We start from the raw sequence: 17,339 nt of genomic DNA, 5'->3' as shown, positions 1-17,339 counted from the left end.
CCTTGACGGCAATCCTTTGCTTGACCCTTCCCGCTACGCTGCTGGCCAAGGTGAGCGCCAGCGCGGATGGCAAGCTGCTGCGGCTCGACGGCGGCGGGGTCACCTATGCGATGGGGGTGGATGAAAAGGGCTATCTCCAGCCGCTTTACTGGGGCGCGGCGCTGGATGCAGCCGCGCCGCTGGTGGCCAAGGCACCGGGCGAACTGTCAGGCTTCGATCCCGCCGGATCGATCACGCCGCAGGAATATGCCGGGCAGGGCGAGGGGCTGGTGAGCGAGCCGGGGGTCAAGGCGGTGTTCGCCGACGGCAATCGCGACCTGGTGCTGAAATATCGGCGCCATAGCGTGTCGGGCGAGACGCTGACCGTCGAACTGGCGGATATCAGCCGCGCCTTGACCGTCACGCTGCGCTATACGATCGACCCGGACACCGGCGTCATCGCGCGATCAGCCAGCCTACGCAATGGCGACGTCCGGCCGGTGCGGATCGACCAGATCGCGGCGGCGACCTTCACCCTGCCGGTAGGCGACGATTATCGCCTCCATTATCTGACCGGGCGTCATGGTGCCGAATGGTCGCAGGTGGACACCCCGGTCACTCCGGCGCTGACGGTGCTGGAAAGCCGCCGCGGATCGACCGGCCATGGCAACCAGCCCTGGTTCGCGATCGGCAAGGATGGCCAGACCAGCGAGACGGACGGGCCGGTCTGGTATGGCGCGCTGGCCTGGTCCGGCTCCTTCCGCCTGTCGGTGGGCGCAGACAATCTGGGCCGGGTGCGGATCAGCGGCGGCTATAATCCCTATGATTTCAGCTGGTCCCTGAAGCCCGGCGAAACGCTTGAAACGCCGGTCTTTTATGCTGGCTATGCGGCCAAGGGGATGGGCGATGCGTCGCGCCGCTTCCACGCCTTCCAGCGCGCCAGCATCATCCCCGGCGGGGCGAAGGCGAAAATCCGCCCGGTGCTTTATAATAGCTGGGAGGCGACCACCTTCAACGTCACCGAGGCCGGGCAGATGGCGCTGGCGGAAAAGGCGGCAAAGCTGGGGGTCGAACGCTTCGTCGTCGATGATGGCTGGTTCGGCGCGCGCAATGACGACAAGGCGGGGCTGGGCGACTGGACAGTCAATCGCACCAAATTCCCCAACGGCCTGAAACCCCTGATCGACAAGGTCAAATCGCTGGGGATGGATTTCGGCCTGTGGGTCGAACCGGAAATGGTCAATCCCGATTCCGACCTCTACCGCGCCCATCCCGACTGGGTGCTGGCCTTCCCCGGCCGTCCGCGCACCGAGGGGCGCAACCAGTTGCTGCTGAACCTCGCACGCACCGACGTGCGCGATCATCTGCTGAACTGGCTCGACAGGCTGGTGCGCGACAATGACATCGCCTTCCTGAAATGGGATTATAACCGCAACTGGACCGAAGCAGGCTGGCCGCAAATGCCGGTTCAGGACCAGCAGCGGGTGCAGGTGGCCTATGTCCGCAACCTCTATCACATATTGGCGGAACTGCGGCGGCGGCATCCGGGGCTGGAAATCGAGGGCTGTTCGGGTGGCGGCGGTCGCATCGACCTTGGCATCATGGCGCTGACCGACCAGAGCTGGACGTCGGACAATACCGACCCGTTCGACCGGTTGACGATACAGGACGGCTTTACCCAAGCCTATGCGCCGTCGATCATGATGGCGTGGGTGACCGACAGCCCCAACTGGGCCAATGGCCGCCAGACCAGCCTGGACTATCGATTCCTGTCGGCGATGCAGGGCAGTCTGGGTCTGGGTGCCAATCTGGACCATTGGCAGCAGGCCGATTTCGCCACCGCGACCAAATGGATCGCCGCCTATAAGGATATCCGCGCGACGGTGCAGCGCGGCGACCTCTACCGTATCGCCCCGCCCCGCGCCGGTGCGGCGACGTCGGCGACCGTCTATGTCGCGCCCGACAAGAAACAGGCGGTGCTGTTCCAGATGCTGCACAGCTCGATGTTCCGCGACAATGTGGAAGCGTTACGGGTGCAAGGGCTGGACCCGGCGCGCCGTTACGCCGTGCGGATGCTGGGCGGCGCAGCGCTGCCCGATGGCGTGCCGGGACATGCCAGCGGCGCCTATTGGATGGAACAGGGCGTACGGATGAAGCTGAAGGGCGATTTCCAGGGCGCGGCGCTGGTGTTCGAGGTGATGCCGTAAATCATCGCCGGGGTGGGCGGATGTCGAAGGCGATAGAGAGGCGTTCGCCATCGTCGAACGGGATGGTGCCGTGCCACAGGGTGGACGGGAAGAGGACGAGTTGCCCGACCTGCGGCTGGACGTCGCGATAGGGCGGCAGGTCCAGCCCCAGTTCGGGCGGCGGCATGCCGAAGCGGAGCCAGCCTGCGGGCGGGGTCCCCATCGCGTCGGGCAGCGCGACATAGAGCGCCGAGCTGATCCAGCCAGCCGGGTGGCTGTGCGCGGCATGATAGCCCTGTTGCCCCAGCCGCACCGACCAGCTGCCGGCGAATTTGACCTCTCCGCGCGGCGTTCCCAATAGCGGATGGCCCGGCTCCGGCGGCGGCAGGTCGGCGATATAGTCGCGCGCCGCTGCCTCGATCGCGGCGCGGGCGGTCTGAATGACCGGTTCGTGGCGGAACAATAGAGGCCGGTCGGTCTGGGTGCCCCCGCGCACCGACTGGTCGGGATAGGGCGCGGCGGCACTGTGCAGGCTGCGCAGCAGGACCGCCAGAGCAGCATGGTCGAGATCAAGCGTCGTGACCCGGATCAACTCGTCGGGCCGGTCGAGCCAGTCGGCGTGCGAATCGCCCATCAAACGCCAGCAGAGCGAGAGATAGGGCCAGAAGAGCGAGGCTGACGGCGTGGCGATCTGCGCCTGCGCGATTATCGCCGCCCGATCCGGCGCGCCACAACGCAGCGCGTGGCGGACGCGGGCGAGCGCCAGCCCTGCGTCGGCGCGATCGGTCATATTGTCGAACAGATCGGGCTGATCGTCCGCCTCCCCCGATTCGGCGGCGAGATATAGCCGCGCGATCGCCAGTGCAGGCGCATCGCCCAGCAGGCGGACGCCATCGGCGATCACGGCGCGGGCCGCGTCCCAATCCTTCGCCTTGGCGAGGCCATGAAACCAGCCAAGCCGCAGCGCCAGATTGTGCGGCAGCGCCCGGCAAGCCTGGGCAAAGCCTGCGTCGTCCCGGCCCGGCGCACCCAGCAGCCGATGCAGCGTCGCGGCATAGGTGTGGCCCTCTACCCAGTCGGGGCGATCGGCCAGGGTCTGACGCATCAGCGTCAGCGCGGCACCGCCCTCCCCCTCGGCCGCCAGCGCCCCGGCATGGCCCCGGATCAGCGCCGCATCGCCCGGTGCCAGCGCACGGGCACGGGCAAAATCGGCGGCGGCGGGTCGCCCGGTTTCATAGTGTAGTTGCGCCAGCAGCGCGCGCGCCTGCGCATCGTCGCCCGCGCGGCCGATCGCCTGCAACGCGGCCTCATGCCGCTGAGCCTCGCGCAGCAACAGCGCGTGCAGCCAGTGCAGACGGGCGCTGCCGGACCAGCGGCGGCACAGGCCATCCAGCGCCGCCGCGCCATCCCCGGCGGTCCCGGCGCGCAGCGCGACAAAGGCCGCCGACTCGACATCGCGCAACCAGGCGGCCGCCCCGCCATCGTCGGGCGATCCAGGCTGGCGCGCCGCCAGATCATGCCATGCCGGATTGCCATCCATCCTCTGATCCCCTCTGTCGGACGCGCGCTTTTCCCGCCCGTTCGTCGTTTCGATAGCCTATTATGGCAAGGCGGCAACAGTGTTCCAGACAAATCAGCAAACGTTTGCAGAAATCTATTGCAAAGGTTTGCAGAGAGGCATAGAGATAATGACTACCGACCGCGGGAAGATGTGCGGCGGCCTTGTAGGAGGGGATGATGAAGAGCGTTTCTCAGCATAGCTGCATTTCAACCATCGCGCTGGCCATGGCTTGCCTGACGGCGCCCGCGTTCGCGCAGGATGCAGCACCAGCCACCGCCGAAACGGTCGCTGCGGATCAAGCCCCGGTCACCGGCGACGATATCGTCGTGACCGCCAGCGCCGGCGACAAGTCGCGCTTCCGCACCTCCATCTCCGTATCGCAGATCAGCCAGGAAGCGATCCAGAATTTCACGCCGCGCTCCGAAGCCGAAGTGCTGCGCTCCATCCCCGGCCTGCAGCCGTCCGATACGGCGGGTCCGGGCGGCAACGCCAATATCGGCGTGCGCGGCATCCCGGTGTCCACCGGCGGTTCGGAATATGTCGCGTTGCAGGAGGACGGCCTGCCCGTCACCCTGTTTGGCGACATCCAGTTCGGCAATAACGACTATTGGCTGCGCTTCGACCAGAATGTCGAGCGGGTCGAGGCAGTGCGCGGCGGCTCCGCCTCCACCTTCGCCAGCCAGGCGCCCGGCGCGGTCATCAACTATATCAGCAAGACCGGCGACAAGGAGGGCGGGTCGATCGGCCTGTCCAAGGGCGTCAATTTCCGCGAAAGCCGCGTCGATTTCGACTATGGCGGCCCGATCAGCGACACGCTGCGCTTCCATGTCGGCGGCTATGCCCGCGAGGGCGGCGGCCCGACCAACGAGGATTTCAACGTCCTGCGCGGCTATCAGGTGAAGGCCAACATCACCAAGGATTTCGACGACGGCAAGGGCTTCCTGCGGCTGCATTTCAAGCGGCTGGACGAACATGCGCCGACCAACACGACGATGCCGTCCCTGGTGAAGGTCGACGGCAACAAAATATCCGATTTCAAGCCGATGCCGACTTTCGATGCGCGCGACGGATCGACCTATTCGATCTACAATCGCAGCTTCCAATATGTCGACACCGACGGCGCGCTCAAGAGCGCCCGGATGAACGGCATCCATCCCAAGGTGACGTCGGTCGGCGCGCAGTTCCATTATGAGCTGAGCGACATGCTGACGGTGGACAACAACTTCCGCTACACCGACATGAGCGGCAGCTTCACCACCCAGTTCCTGAACGTCGGCACCACCGCGAGCGTGCTGGGATCAACCGTCAACGGCCAGACCGTCGGGTCGATCCGCTATGCCGCAGGGCCACAGCGGGGGCAGGCCTATACCGGCACCTATCTGAACAATAATCCCAACATCAACACGCTGATGAAGGATATGGGCAGCATCGCCAACAATCTGGCGCTGACCGGCAAGTTCGACGCGGGCGCGGGCAAGGTGACGGTGCAGGCGGGCTGGTTCCACATGAGCCAGAACATCGTGCAGGACTGGCATGTGAACCGCCAGTATAGCGCGCTGGAGGGCAATAATGCCGCGCCGCTCAACCTTTATTCGACGACTGGTGCGCAGCTGACCGCCGCCGGGCAGGCCGGGTTCAATGACAATTGGGGCAATTGCTGCGCCCGTTCGATGGACCTGACCTACACCAATGACGCGCCGTTCCTGTCGGCCAATTATTCGGGTGGCGGTATTGATCTGGACGCCAGCGTCCGGTTCGACCGGGTGCGCGGCGAAGGCACCGCGCAGGCCGGGGTCGCCGGGCCGAATTACACGGTCAGCGACGAAAATGGCAGCGCGACTCTGCCCTCCATGCTGCCGGGCGGGGTGATCGAGCGGATCAATTACAAGCGCAGCTACACCAGCTGGTCAGTGGGCGCGCTCTATGCCTTTTCCAACAACACATCCCTGTTCGCCCGCGTCAGCCGAGGCGGCCGCTTCAACGCGGATCGCCGGACGCTGGGTGGTAATTTCAATGCCGACGGGTCGCTCAACGCCCAGGGGGCCGGGACTGCGGTCAATTTCCTCAACCAGCAGGAAATTGGCGTCAAGCAGCGCGGGTTCGTGGGCGCGTCCGGCAACTACTCGGTCGAGGTCACCGGCTTCCGGTCGACCTTGACCGAGAATAATTATGACTTCACCCGGATCAACAATCCCGCGCCCAATAATGACCCCAATATTTCCAATGCCTACCGGTCCTACGGCATTGAATTTACCGGCCGCCTGAACCTGGGCAATTTCCACCTGGCGGCCGACATGACCTGGGTCAATTCCAAGATCAAGGATAGCGCGACGGCGGCATTGGCGGGCAATCGGCCGGGCGGGATTCCGCGCCTGACCTTCCTGATCTCGCCCTCCTACGACATGGGATTGTTTGCCGTGGGCGTGAGTGCCAGCGGCCAGTCGAGCGCGCCAAATGATGATTTCAATCTCTACACTGTACGCGGAACGACCTTCTTCAACGGCTTCCTGAAGGTTCGCCCGGTCGAGAATCTGGAGTTGGGCATCAATGCCAACAATCTGTTCGACACGCTGGGCTATCGCGGTGGCGGATCGTTGATCCCATTGAGCGCGACCAGCGGCATCATCCAGAACCAGGCCGTCTTTGGCCGGACGGTGACCGCCTCGGTCCGCTACAACTTCTGACCCCCTCCCCCGTCGCTTGCGGGCGACCCACTGGCCCGTCTCCTCGGATATGAGGGGGCGGGCTTTTGTTTTGCGATGTCGGGGACAGGAAAATCGTCCCGGACAGCCTTTGGCGCGTGCAGTTCGCCGCATGACTGTCCGGGATCACAACATTGTCCGCTTTGGAGAGCGGCGTGACAACGCTGTCTCGACGCATTAAGCAGATTTGGCCGCCCGGTTCAATCGCTTTTATCCGATTATGGATCGATCGCCTCAACCCGCAAACAGATTGGTCGGCAATCCGCGCACGCCGCAATCCACTTCGTAGAAGCCGCCGTCATATGGTGTGGCGTCCAGTCCGATCGCGGCGGAGCTGACGAACATGCGGTCCAGATCAGGCCCGGCGAAAGTGATATTGGTCACCTGCCGCGCAGGCAAGGCGATGGCGCGGTCGAGCGCGCCGTCTGGCGTGAAGCGGCTGATCCGTCCGCCGCCCCAATGGGCAACCCAGATATACCCGTCTGCATCCACGGTCATGCCGTCGGGATAACCGTCCGCATCGGTGAAGTGGATGAAGGGCTGACGATCGGCGATCCCGTCTGCCGTCCGGGCAAAGCGATACATGACCCGACGCGACGTATCGCTATGGTAGAGCCATTTGCCGCATGGCGAGAAGGCCGGGCCGTTGGTCACGCGATAACCGCTGTCCATTTGCTGCCAGCTCAAATCCGGGGCAAGCCGATACAGCGATCCGCTGTCGCGTTCCTCCTCCATATCCATCGTGCCGCACCAGATATGGCCCTGCGCATCGGCCTTGCCATCATTCATGCGGTTATAGGACAGGTCGGGTTCCGGGTCGCCGATGGGCGTGATGGTCAGCGGGTCCAGGCTGATCGCGGCAAAACCGCTCTTGAACCCGCCGATGAAGCCACGGCCCGCCCGCTCGGCCACCCAACCCAGTGGTTCGGGCATCACCCAGCGTTCGACCGCGCCGTCATGGAGCGACAGTCGATTGAGCGCGGGGCCAAGGATATCGACCCAATAGACCGCATTGTCGCGCGCCGACCAGAGCGTCCCTTCGCCCAGCGTGTCGGCCACATCGCGTTCGATCATCCGCCACTGTGCCATGGGTCAGCGCTCGACCGAGAGGCGATAGACCATCGCGTGATGATAGGGTTTGCCCGGATCGACCCGTGCCGACACGAAATCGGGCTTGTTGGGCGCGTCGGGGAATTTCTGCGGCTCCAGCGCGATACCGTCACCCATGCGATAGAGATGTCCGCTTTTGCCGACCAGCGTGCCGTCGAGGAAATTGCCCGCGTAAAATTGTACCCCCGGCTCGGTCGTCAGCACCTCCAGCACCCGGCCCGATACCGGGTCTTTGAGCCGCGCGGCCAGTTGCGGGGTCTTGGTCACGCCCTTGTCCAGCGCCCAATTATGGTCATAGCCACGCCCGGCAACGATCTGCAGATCGCGCCCGTCGCGGATACCATCGGCCACGCGGCGGGGGGTGCGAAAATCGAACACGCCGCCATCCACCGGCTTCAACTCACCGGTCGGGATCAGCGCAGCATCGACCGGCGTATAGGCCTTGGCAGGAATGGTCAGCATATGGCCGAGCGCGCCGTCGGGCGATCCTTCGCCTGCCAGATTGAAGATGGCATGGTTGGTCATGTTGACGATGGTGGGCTTGTCGGTTTTCGCGTCGAAGGCGATGCCGAGATTACCCGCTTCGTCCAGCGTATAAGTGACGGTGGTGTCCAGCTTGCCCGGATAACCCGAATCGCCATCCGCGCTGGTCAGCGTCAACACGAGGGTCGCCACCGGCCCGCTCCTGACCGACGCGACTTTCCAGACCTGCTTGTCGAACCCCTTGCCACCGCCGTGCAGGCTGTTGGTCTTGTCGTTGAGCGGCAGTTGATAGGCCTTGCCGTCGAGCGAGAAGGCACCGCCCGCGATGCGATTGGCATAACGGCCCACGGTCACGCCGAAATAATTGGGATGATCGACATAGCCGGCCAGATCATCATAACCCAGCAGCACATCGGCCTGCTTGCCGTCCTTGTCCGGCCCCGATAGCGACTGGAGCGTTGCGCCATAGGTCAGAATCGTCGCCGACACGCCCGCGCCATTCGTCAGCGTGATCGCCTCGACCGCCGCGCCGTTGGCGTTGCCGACAGGGGCGCGGCTGGCTTCGGCGGCGAGGGCGGACACGCTTGTCAGCGCCAGCGCTACTCCGTATGACAGCGTTGTTTTCATGGTGGCGACGTTGCGCATGGGGCTTCCTCTTATGACCGTGACCCATTGACGGGCGGTTTCGGGGAATATACTCAGACAAAATAAGCGGATGCAACCCCTCAAGCGGCTGTGCCGCACTGGAATTTTACGGAGACGGATGAATGGCAGGACCAGTTTCCTCGACCGCCGCGCCAACGGTGACGCATAATCCCGGCACGCGCTACGGCCCGGCGCTTGGCCTGCTGGCCAGCCTGTTTTTCATGTGGGGCTTCATCACGGTCATCAACAATACGCTGCTGCCGCATCTGCGCAGCGTGTTCGACTTAAGCTACACCCAGACGACTTTGATCGAATCGGTCTGGTTCATCGCCTATTTCTTCGCCTCCATCCCGTCGGCCAAGCTGATCGAACGGGTCGGCTACCAGAAGTCGATGGTGATCGGGCTGCTGATCATGGCGGCGGGCGCGGCGGGTATGACGCTGGCGGCGTCCATCCCCTCCTATGGCGTGACACTGGTCATGCTGTTCGTCATCGCCAGCGGCATCACCCTGTTGCAGGTCGCGGCCAACCCCTATGTCGCGGTGGTCGGCAAGCCCGAAACCGCCTCCTCGCGCCTCAATCTGGTGCAGGCGATGAATTCGGCAGGCACGATGCTGGCGCCGCTGTTTGGTGCCTATCTGATCCTGGGCCGGTCGAAGGGTGGCACGGCGCAGGGCGATATTGTCCTGACCCAGGCCGAGCGGCTGGCCGATGCGCAGTCGGTGATCCTGCCCTATATCATCGTCGCCGTCATATTGGTGGTGCTGGCCGTCATCATCGCCCGCTTCCCCCTGCCCGCCATGGGCAACGCCACATCGCGTCACAGCAAGGAGGAGCGCAAGAAGCACTCGCTGTGGGCGCATCGCAATCTGGTGTTCGGCATCCCGGCGATCTTCATCTATCTGATCGCGGAAATCGGCGTCGCCAACCTGTTCGTCAATTTCGTCAGCCAGCCCGACATCGCCAATCTGACGCATGAGCAGGCGGGCAATTATCTCAGCCTGTTGTGGGGCGGGATGATGGTCGGCCGCTTCGCTGGCTCCGCAATCATGCAGAAGTTCGACGCGGGCCATGTGCTGGCCGCTTTCTCGATCGGTGCGTTCATCGTCATGCTGGTGACGGTGTTCACCACCGGCCCCGTCGCCATGTGGGCGCTGATCCTGGTCGGCCTGTTCCACTCGATCATGTTCCCCACCATCTTCACGCTGGGGATCAAGGGTCTTGGCCCATTGACCGAGGAAGGATCCGGCCTGCTGATCATGGCGATCGCCGGTGGCGCGCTGGTGGTGGTGCAGGGTTGGCTGGCCGACGAATATGGCCTGCAATGGTCGTTCCTGCTGACCGCGCTGTGCGAACTCTACATCCTGTTCTACGCGCTATGGGGATCGAAAGTGACCCACGCGCTGCCCGACCAGCCGGTCGCGGAATAAGCGAAATAAAGCCGAGGGTCGCACTTCGGAAAAAAGGCCGGAGCGGGATGTCCTGCTCCGGCCTTTTTCATTCCTCCCTTTGTCGGGGAGGATCATCCCCCCATCGCGCTGGCCGTATCCTCCAGCGCCAGATCGACCAGCACGCCCATGGCCTCCGCCGCTGCGGCCGCATCGCCCGCTACGATCGCGTCGAACACCCGGACATGGTCCGGGATCGGGTTGCGCGGCAGGGCGCGGGCGCGCTGCTTATATTGGGTGGTCCAATTGACGGCCGCGCCGATGCTGGCGGACAGGACCAGCATCGCGTCGTTGCGGGTCGCGTTCAGGATCGCATTATGGAAATCGCGGTCGGCCGCCCGGCCCAGTTCGGTCGCCAGCGTATGACGCCGCATCGCGGCCAGCGCGTCCTTCATGATTTTGATGTCATTCTTGTCGCGGCGCTGCGCCGCCAGGCGGGCAGCGGCGGGTTCGACGATCGCGCGCAGCTCAAACAGGTCGCGCACGAACTGGATGTCGGGTTCCCCGGCAAAGGCCCAGCCCAGCACTTCGGGGTCGAGCAGGTTCCATCGGGTGCGCGGCAGCACCCGCGTTCCGGCCTTGGGGCGGCTTTCGACCAGCCCCTTGGCCGTCAGCACCTGGATCGCCTCCCGATAGGCGCTGCGCGACACGTCCAATTCTTCGGCAAAGGCGACCTCGCCCGACAGGACATCACCCGGCGCATATTGGCCAGACAAGATCGCCGTGCCCAATTTGTGCGCGATTGCCCCGTGCAGTCGCCTGCCCGGCCCGCGCGCCACCTTGGCCGAACCGCCATTTTCCGCGCCTTGCGCGTCTGTTGACGGCCTATCCTGTCCCATTCCGGCTCCTCCCACCTTGCGCCTATCAGACACGGATCGGTGTAGAATACAAGCATTGCCATTACCATCATCCTGTAATATGTCGGAGTAATTGACGGAGTCATCGGGCGAGCGTTGCTGCTTCTGGTAGCCACCTCAGCGCGCGATCGCGCGTCATTCAGGATCAGCCAGCGCCGCGAATGGCGCGCGGGAGGAGAGTTTTTTCATGACATTGCGCCTGTTGCAGCATCGTGGCCCCAGCGGCGTCCGCTCCGTTATCGCGGCGCAGGGCGATGCGGCTCATATCGTACCGGGCTATGCCAGCATCCGCGCGCTCGCGCTGGACGCCATCGCTCGTGGCATCAGCCTGAACGCCGCCGTCGAAGCGGCTGGCACGGGCGATGCGATCGACATTGCAGCGGCCTTTGCAGCGGGTGAATTGCTGGCCCCCATCGACCATGAGGATGACGCCCATGTCCAGCTGACCGGTACGGGCCTGACCCACCTCGGCTCGGCCGAGGGGCGCGACAAGATGCACCGGGAGGCGGCGGCGGTCGAAAAGCAGACCGATTCGATGCGCATGTTCCTGGAAGGGCTGGAGGGCGGCAAGCCAGCGCCAGGCACGGTCGGCCAGCAGCCCGAATGGTTTTACAAGGGTGACGGATCGCAACTGGTGGGACCGGGCGAACCGTTGACCATGCCTGCATTTGCCAAGGATGGCGGCGAGGAGCCGGAAATTGCGGGCATCTACATCATCGGCGACGATGGCCAGCCCTATCGGCTTGGTCTGGCGCTGGCCAACGAGTTTAGCGACCATGTGACCGAGCGGCACAATTATCTGTGGCTGGCCCACTCCAAGCTGCGGCAGGCCGCGCTCGGCCCGGAACTGCTGGTCGGTACCCCGCCTGAGCATATCGAGGGGGCGAGCCGCATCCTGCGCGATGGCGCGACGATCTGGGAAAAGCCGTTCCTGTCGGGCGAAGGCAATATGTCGCACAGCTTCGCCAATCTGGAACATCATCATTTCAAATATGATCTGTTCCGCCGCCCCGGCGACGTCCACGTCCATTTCTTCGGCACCGCGACGCTTTCGTTCAGCGACGGTATCGCGACGCAGGAAGGCGATGTGTTTGAAATTGCCGCGGCGCCCTTCACCCTGCCGGTGCGCAATCCGTTGCAGCGCGCCGCGCCAGTCGAAGTGGTCGTTCAGGCGCTCTGATCCCCATGGACCCGATCCGCATCGCGATCGTGGGCATCGGCAAGATTGCACGCGACCAGCATGTCCCTGCCATCCGGGGCAACAGCGCCTTCAGCCTGGCCGCGACCGTCAGCCCGCATGATGCCGGGCTGGACGGGGTGCCGCATCTGGCCAGCCTGGACGCGCTGCTGAGCGAAGGCCCGGCGGTGGATGCCATCGCGCTCTGCACCCCGCCCCAGGTCCGCTACGATCTGGCGGCGCAGGCGCTGGGGCGGGGCGTCCACCTGTTTCTGGAAAAGCCCCCCGGCGCGACGCTGGCCGAAGTCGGCGCGTTGCAGGCGCAGGCGGACAAGGTGGGCGTTTCCCTGTTCGCCGCCTGGCACAGCCGCTTTGCTGCGGGCGTTGCCCCGGCGCGCGCCTGGCTGGCCGAACGGCGGATCGAAAGCGTGTCGATCGTCTGGCGGGAGGATGTGCGCGTGTGGCATCCGGGGCAGGCATGGATCTGGCAGCCCGGCGGGCTGGGCGTGTTCGATCCGGGGATCAATGCACTCTCGATCGTTACCCATATCTTGCCGCGCCCCTTCTTCCTGAAGGACGCGACGCTGACCCTGCCGGAAAACCGCGCCGCGCCGATCGCCGCCGACCTGCATTTTCGCGACACGAGCGGCGCACCGATCCACATGGATCTCGACTGGCGGCAGACCGGCCCGCAAAGCTGGGACATTGTCGTCGAAACCGACGCGGGCACGCTCAAATTGTCGCAGGGGGGTGCGGTGCTGCACCTGCCCAGCGGCACCGAACATGGCGAGGATGTCGAATATCCCGGCCTCTACAGCCGCTTTGCCGCGCTTATCCGGGGCGGGCGATCGGACGTCGATACCGATCCGCTGCGGCTGGTCGCCGACGCCTTCCTGCGTGGACGGCGCGAGACCACAGACGCATTTCACGATTAAGATCACAGGAGAGGACGACATGATCAAAGCCCTGCGCCGCACCACGGCCGCGCTGCTGCTCTGCGCCACTGCATTGGCGACCAGCGCGCATGCCGACACCGACGGCAAGCCCACGACCGCGACGATCAACGCCGCCACCCCCGGCCCGGTCTATGACAAGCGCATCTTCACCCAGTTCGCCGAGCATCTGGGCAACGGCATCTATGGCGGGCTGTGGGTCGGCAACGACAAGTCCATCCCCAACACCAACGGCTTCCGCAACGATGTGATTTCGGCGCTCAGGAACCTGTCGGTTCCCGTCATACGCTGGCCGGGCGGCTGCTTCGCCGACGAATATCACTGGCGTGAAGGCATTGGCGGCAAATCCAAGCGCCCGGTCAAGATCAACACCCATTGGGGCGGCGTGACCGAACCCAACACGGTGGGCACCCATGAATTTTTCGAGCTGGTCCGCCAGATCGGCGCGGAGGCCTATGTCGCGGGCAATGTCGGCAACGGCACGCCCCAGGAAATGGCCGAATGGGTCGAATATATGACCTCGCCCGCCGGGACGCTGGCCGACGAACGGGCGAAGAATGGCCATAAGGAACCCTGGGCCGTGCCCTATTTCGGCGTCGGCAATGAGCTGTGGGGCTGTGGCGGCAATATGCGCGCCGAATATGCCGCCGACGTCACCCGCCGCTACGCCACCTTCATCAAGGCGCCGCGCGGCACCCGGATCATGAAGATCGCGGCGGGCGCGAATGTCGATGATTATAACTGGACCGAGACGATGATGAAGGTGGCCAGCGGCCAGCTCGATGCGCTGTCGCTCCATTATTACACCATCCCCGGCGCCTGGCCGCCGCGCGCCTCCTCCACCATGTTCGACGAGGCGGGCTGGGCCAACACCCTGTCCGAAGCGCTGCGCATGGATGACCTGATCACCAAGCATAGCGCGATCATGGACAAATATGATCCGGCCAAGAAAATCTGGCTGGCGGTCGATGAATGGGGCACCTGGTATGCCGACGATCCGGGCACCCACCCCGGCTTCCTGCGCCAGCAGAACACGCTGCGCGATGCGCTGGTCGCATCGGTCCATCTCGACATTTTCGCGCGTCATGCCGACCGGGTGAAGATGACCGCCATTGCCCAGATGGTGAACGTCCTTCAGGCGATGATCCTGACCGACGGCAAGAAGATGGCGCTGACCCCGACCTATCATGTGTTTGAAATGTACAAGCCGTGGCAGGACGCGACCGTGCTGCCGATCAGCATCGACACGCCCTGGTATAACAAGGATAAATGGTCGATGCCGGCGGTCAGCGGATCGGCGGTGCGGGGCAAGGATGGCAAGGTCCATGTCGGCCTGTCCAACCTGGACCCCAACCAGCCCAACACGGTCACGGTCAAGCTGGACGGCCTGAATGCCGCCAGCGTCACAGGCCGCGTCCTGACGGCGTCGGCGATCAACGCACACAACACATTCGACGCACCCGACACGGTCAAGCCTGTCGCCTTCACCGGCGCGCAGGTCAGCGGCGGCACGCTCAGCGTCACCCTGCCGCCCAAGTCGGTCGTGGTGCTGGAGTTGCAGTAAGACGATCGCGGGGAGGCTCGACCTCCCCTCCCCGTTCGCCCTGAGCCTGTCGAAGGGCTGTTCTTCTTAAAGGGAAGTACAAGGCTTCGACAGGCTCAGCCCGAACGGATTTTTGTGGCACGCATTGTGTCGCCGTCGCATTCGCGGAGAGGACAAACATGTTGAAGATCATCCAACTGGCCACCCTCGCCCTTCTCGCCGCCCCCGCCTGCGCGCAACCCGTCGCCCCCACCCTCAACAGCCGCCTGACCGGCGATCTGACGCCTACCCATGACCCGGTCATCATCCGGCAGGGCGACATCTATCATGTGTTCAGCACGGGCCATGGCAAGCGGCTGATCGAAACCCGCACCTCGCCCGACCTGATCCACTGGACCGCAGGCGCGCCGATCTTCACCGCGCTGCCCGATTGGGCGAAGGCGGCGATCCCCGGCAGCGATGGTATGTGGGCGCCCGACATCAGTTATGTAAATGGCCGCTATCGCCTCTATTATTCGGTATCGACCTTCGGATCGAACCGCTCGGCGATTGGCCTTGCCACCAGTCCGACGCTGGACCCCAAAGCCCCCGACTATCAGTGGCGGGACGAAGGGCTGGTCGTCATGTCGGACAAGAGCGACGATTATAACGCGATCGACCCCAATTTCATCATCGACCGCGAAGGCCGCCACTGGCTCTCGCTGGGCAGCTTCTGGACGGGCCTCAAACTGTTCGAGCTGGACCCAAAGAGCGGCAAGCCCAAAGATGCGAAAGCCAAGCCCGTCGCCATCGCCCGCCGCCCCGCGCCTGCTGGCGGCCCGGCCCCGGTCGAGGCGCCCTTCATCATCGACCATGGCGGCTATTACTGGCTGATGGCGTCCTATGATTATTGCTGCAAGGGCGCGGCCAGCACCTATTATACCGTCATCGGCAGGTCGAAGGCGATCAGCGGCCCCTATCTGGGCAAGGATGGCAGCCCGATGCTGGAGGGCGGCGGCAGCATATTCCTGCGCGCCGACCTTCAGGAGCAGCAACGCTTCCGTGGCCCCGGCCATGCGGGCTGGCTGCATGACAAGGACGGCCAGGATTATGTCGTCTATCATGCCTATGACAAGCAATCGAACGGCGCCCCCACCCTGCGGATCGCGCCCGTCCGCTGGGGTGCGGACGGCTGGCCGCAAGCCGATTATTGACGCACCGACCGGAGAGAATGACATGAATTTCACCCTGTCCCGCCGTGGCTTCATCGCCAGCAGCGCTGCCCTGTCCGCCGCGCCAATGATCGCGCGCGCCAAGGTCGCCGAACTGCCCGCAGCCGCGCCGCAAAACCCGCTCGTCAAGCAGCGCGCCGACGCGCAAATTTTCCGTCATGACGATGGCTATTATTATCTGACCGGCTCCGTCCCCGAATATGACCGGCTGGTGCTGCGCCGGTCAAAAACGATAGCCGGACTGACCAGCGCGACCGAAGCGGTGCTGTGGCGGCATGAAAAGACCGGCCCGCTGTCCGGCTTCATCTGGGCACCCGAACTGCACCAGATCAATGGCCAGTGGATCATGTATTTCGCCGCCGGTCCCAGCGGCGGGGGCGAGGATGTGTTCCGTATCCGCACCTATGCGGTGGTCTGCGACGGGCCGGACCCGATGACCGGCAACTGGACCCTGCTCGGCCAGTTTCAGGCGCCCTGGGACAGTTTCAACCTCGATTCGACCAGCTTCGTCCACAAGGGCCAGCGCTATTTCGCCTGGGCGCAGCGCGAGCCGGGGATCGAGACGAACAGCAACCTGTACATAGCAAAACTCGAATCGCCACTGAAACTGGCGGGCAAGGCGACCCGCCTGACCGTGCCGACGCTCGACTGGGAAATTCGCGGCTACAAGGTCGCCGAAGCGCCCGCCATCCTGCACCGCAACGGCCGCCTGTTCATGACCTATTCGGCCAGCGCGACCGACGCGCGCTATTGCCTGGGGATGCTGACCGCGGACGAGAATGCCGACCTGCTGGACGCCAACAGCTGGACCAAATCGCCCCAGCCGCTGTTCGTTACCAATAGCCAGACCAGCGTCTATGGTCCGGGTCACAACAGCTTCACCGCAGATGAGCAGGGCCGCGATATCCTTGTTTATCATGGCCGCGATTATGCGGCGATTCAGGGCGATCCGCTGTTCAATCCGGACCGTCACACCCGCGTCCAGCGGCTCTATTATACTGCCGATGGCATCCCCGATTTCGGCGTGCCGGTGGGCAATGGGCCACTGCCCGAACGCTTTGCGTCCGCCGCCAACGCCAAGCTGTTGCTGGCGCATGAAGGCACCCGCCTGATCGCGGGCAATCCCGCCCTGGCCCAGACCCAGTTCCGCCAGACGCCGGGCCGCGCGGGTGCGCAAAGCGTCATGCTGTCCCCCATATTGCTGCCCGGCCATTATCTTGTCGCGGGCAAGGACGGATCGATCACGCTGGAACCCGACAGCAAAAGCGCCGATTTCGCGCTGCGCAGCCAGTTTGTCCGCCTGACCGACGCGCGGCGCGGCACTGTCCGCTTCGCGGCGATCGCTGCGCCGGGCAAGGCGATCGGAATCGCCGAAGGGCAGGTTCGCCTGGTCCGCAGCCGTGACGCCGCGGCACGCTGGCGCGCCGACTGACACCGGTTAACCTGCTCTGACAAATATATAGTGGCAAAGGCCGGTCATCGAT

The 17,339-nt window shown here is 64.4% G+C and carries 12 protein-coding genes; 8 read left to right on the top strand and 4 right to left on the bottom strand.

Features of this window, described 5'->3' with window-relative positions:
* Positions 1–20: 20 nt before the first annotated feature.
* Positions 21–2,186, top strand: coding sequence for an alpha-galactosidase (locus tag EBBID32_RS04820; RefSeq protein WP_231382100.1), 2,166 nt, complete (start codon positions 21–23; stop codon positions 2,184–2,186).
* A 1-nt stretch (position 2,187) separates the two neighbouring features.
* Here the strand turns inward: EBBID32_RS04820 and EBBID32_RS04815 are convergent, their stop codons facing one another.
* Positions 2,188–3,705, bottom strand: a complete 1,518-nt coding sequence (locus EBBID32_RS04815; RefSeq protein WP_006951744.1) for a 2OG-Fe(II) oxygenase family protein — start codon at positions 3,703–3,705, stop codon at positions 2,188–2,190.
* A 194-nt stretch (positions 3,706–3,899) separates the two neighbouring features.
* Here EBBID32_RS04815 and EBBID32_RS04810 point away from each other — a divergent pair, with 194 nt between their 5' ends.
* Complete coding sequence (locus EBBID32_RS04810; RefSeq protein WP_006951743.1) at positions 3,900–6,410, top strand: TonB-dependent receptor domain-containing protein; 2,511 nt, start codon at positions 3,900–3,902, stop codon at positions 6,408–6,410.
* A 252-nt stretch (positions 6,411–6,662) separates the two neighbouring features.
* Here the strand turns inward: EBBID32_RS04810 and EBBID32_RS04805 are convergent, their stop codons facing one another.
* Complete coding sequence (locus EBBID32_RS04805; RefSeq protein WP_037488828.1) at positions 6,663–7,517, bottom strand: SMP-30/gluconolactonase/LRE family protein; 855 nt, start codon at positions 7,515–7,517, stop codon at positions 6,663–6,665.
* Positions 7,518–7,520: 3 nt separating this feature from the next.
* Positions 7,521–8,666, bottom strand: coding sequence for an aldose epimerase family protein (locus EBBID32_RS04800; RefSeq protein WP_006951740.1), 1,146 nt, complete (start codon positions 8,664–8,666; stop codon positions 7,521–7,523).
* Positions 8,667–8,788: 122 nt separating this feature from the next.
* Between EBBID32_RS04800 and EBBID32_RS04795 the strand changes: the two genes are divergently transcribed.
* Positions 8,789–10,096, top strand: a complete 1,308-nt coding sequence (locus EBBID32_RS04795) for a sugar MFS transporter (RefSeq protein ID WP_006951738.1) — start codon at positions 8,789–8,791, stop codon at positions 10,094–10,096.
* Between the two features lie 92 nt (positions 10,097–10,188).
* On the opposite strand, the gene EBBID32_RS04790 is transcribed toward EBBID32_RS04795, so the two are convergent.
* Positions 10,189–10,953: a FadR/GntR family transcriptional regulator gene (locus EBBID32_RS04790; RefSeq protein ID WP_006951736.1), complete on the bottom strand. Its 765-nt coding sequence runs from the start codon at positions 10,951–10,953 to the stop codon at positions 10,189–10,191.
* A 205-nt stretch (positions 10,954–11,158) separates the two neighbouring features.
* Between EBBID32_RS04790 and araD1 the strand changes: the two genes are divergently transcribed.
* The 5 genes from araD1 to EBBID32_RS04765 all read left to right on the top strand — a co-directional run bounded on the left by araD1 (position 11,159) and on the right by EBBID32_RS04765 (position 17,287).
* A complete protein-coding gene (gene araD1 / locus EBBID32_RS04785; protein WP_006951735.1) occupies positions 11,159–12,151 on the top strand; it encodes an AraD1 family protein in 993 nt (330 codons plus the stop codon).
* Between the two features lie 5 nt (positions 12,152–12,156).
* Positions 12,157–13,083: a Gfo/Idh/MocA family protein gene (locus tag EBBID32_RS04780; RefSeq protein WP_006951733.1), complete on the top strand. Its 927-nt coding sequence runs from the start codon at positions 12,157–12,159 to the stop codon at positions 13,081–13,083.
* 19 nt (positions 13,084–13,102) lie between these two features.
* A complete protein-coding gene (locus tag EBBID32_RS04775; RefSeq protein WP_006951731.1) occupies positions 13,103–14,665 on the top strand; it encodes an alpha-N-arabinofuranosidase in 1,563 nt (520 codons plus the stop codon).
* Between the two features lie 158 nt (positions 14,666–14,823).
* Positions 14,824–15,837, top strand: a complete 1,014-nt coding sequence (locus EBBID32_RS04770; RefSeq protein ID WP_006951729.1) for an arabinan endo-1,5-alpha-L-arabinosidase — start codon at positions 14,824–14,826, stop codon at positions 15,835–15,837.
* 22 nt (positions 15,838–15,859) lie between these two features.
* Complete coding sequence (locus EBBID32_RS04765) at positions 15,860–17,287, top strand: glycoside hydrolase family 43 protein (RefSeq protein ID WP_006951722.1); 1,428 nt, start codon at positions 15,860–15,862, stop codon at positions 17,285–17,287.
* The last annotated feature ends 52 nt before the right edge of the window (positions 17,288–17,339 follow it).

The organism is Sphingobium indicum BiD32, from assembly GCF_000382885.1.
GTDB classification, from domain to species: domain Bacteria; phylum Pseudomonadota; class Alphaproteobacteria; order Sphingomonadales; family Sphingomonadaceae; genus Sphingobium; species Sphingobium japonicum_C.
This window is presented reverse-complemented; position numbering and strand designations above follow the sequence as displayed.